The sequence below is a fragment of the Chloracidobacterium sp. genome (genome assembly GCA_025057975.1).
Lineage (GTDB): Bacteria > Acidobacteriota > Blastocatellia > Chloracidobacteriales > Chloracidobacteriaceae > Chloracidobacterium.
Genome location: JANWUV010000029.1, coordinates 1 through 341, shown reverse-complemented (window position 1 = coordinate 341; position 341 = coordinate 1). Strand labels below are relative to the sequence as shown.

General features: G+C 68.0%; 1 protein-coding gene. It reads right to left on the bottom strand.

All coding sequences use genetic code 11. The features are described 5' to 3' along the window. Window positions 1-11: 11 nt before the first annotated feature. On the bottom strand, window positions 12-341 hold a 330-nt coding region (locus tag NZ585_14850), incomplete at its 5' end, for a formylglycine-generating enzyme family protein (GenBank protein MCS7081310.1).

Here is a 341-nt window from a genome sequence, read left to right as displayed (position 1 = left end):
TCACACGGGGTTTACGGCGCGCCGACCGCCACGCGCAAACCGAGGGCGTCGTCCCGGTTCGTTGGCGTGCTGCCGCAGCGGTAGGCGGCGCGGCAGCGGTTGGCGCTGCTGCTCCACGCCCCGCCGCGCAGGACACGATACTCCCCGCTCCCAGGACCACGCGGGTCAGCCGCCGGGCTCTTCTTGTAGTAGTTTTCGTCATACCAATCCGCGCACCACTCCCACACGTTCCCGTGCATGTCGTACAACCCCCACCCGTTCGGTTGCTTCTGCCTCACCGGATGCGTCCGCCAACCGCTGTTCTTCTCGTACCACCCCAGCGCCCCCAACACCGCATCCCC